The sequence below is a fragment of the Geminicoccus flavidas genome (assembly GCF_009806515.1).
Lineage (GTDB): Bacteria > Pseudomonadota > Alphaproteobacteria > Geminicoccales > Geminicoccaceae > Geminicoccus > Geminicoccus flavidus.
Map to the genome: position 1 here is coordinate 1 of NZ_WUJP01000951.1, position 1,171 is coordinate 1,171.

The 1,171-nt window shown below is 61.7% G+C and carries 1 protein-coding gene; it reads right to left on the minus strand.

All coding sequences use genetic code 11. The annotated features are described in order from the left end of the window. Window positions 1–419 precede the first annotated feature (419 nt). Window positions 420–1,171 (minus strand): Gfo/Idh/MocA family oxidoreductase (locus EQG76_RS27330; RefSeq protein ID WP_159718161.1); only part of this gene is annotated, 752 nt, incomplete at its 5' end.

Here is a 1,171-nt window from a genome sequence, read left to right on the forward strand (position 1 = left end):
CGCGATCAGCACCTTCTTGGCCAGGCCCAGCACGAAATAGGCGATCCCGGTGTTGACCGACTGGATGTCCTCCGGCCCGTCTCCCGGTCCTGGGAGATGTTCGTCTGCCGGACGAAACCGGCCGGAGTGCTACCCGGACAGTATCATGAAATAGTCGGATTCCGGCCGATATTTCGCTGTGAGAAGTCTGTCGTTGTCATGTATCCTAACGGGAAACGCCAATAATTCGGCATTGAGACTAGGGAGTATACGAAATATAAAATAAGCTATGCAACCGGTGTCCGGTGATGCTGTATGATTTGAGTGACGTTGTGCAATAACATGTCGTGCGATTAACCAAAATACAAAATGAGGAACGCCGCCGGGCAGACCGTCGGCGGCCATCCTGCAACTCGGGATGGATCGGGTGGGACGGCCGCCTACTTCATGCGACGGACGATCTCCGCCCACAGCACTAGGTCCTGGCGGAAGTCCGCGAGGTCGGTCTTCGGCCGGCTGCCATCCTGGACGTGGCGATGGAACTGCTTGAGCTCGGCGGCAAAGGCATCGCTGTAATAGGGGCCGAGGATGCGCTGCTTCACCCCGTCCTCGCCCCGCTCGGCGATTTCCAGCCGCGTCGGCAGGCTGCGGATATAGGGGGTGTCGTAGATGATCCGCACCCGCTTGGTGTCCGAGCGCACCTCGATCATCGCGTCGAACAGGCCGATCTTGTCGATCACGGCCTGGTACTGGCAGAGATAATGGCCGTAGTCGAACATGATGGACGAGTTGAACCCGCCATTGGTGCGGTGCGCCGCGATCACCCGCAGAGGCTCGCCGATCAGCTCGCGCATCGCCGAGAGGTGGTGGCAGCTCATCGAGGTCAGGATCGCATAGGCCTGCACCAGGTCCGCCGGGGCATCCGCGCCCACCACCTCCCGATAGAGCGCCTCGCGGGCCGCAACGCCTACCCGACGCAGCTCCGGTGCCACGTCGTCGGGGTAGAGGATCTGCTGGCTGTGCCGCATGAACTCGGTGCCGAGCGAGATCAGGTCATGGATGCGGGCATGGGTGATCTCGTGGGCGGGCGGCAGTTCCGCCTTAGCCGCCAGATAGGCCGGCGCATAGCGGCGCATATAGGCGACGAACAGGACCTTGCCGTAGCCCTCCAGCAGCGGCAGCAGCTCGTCCA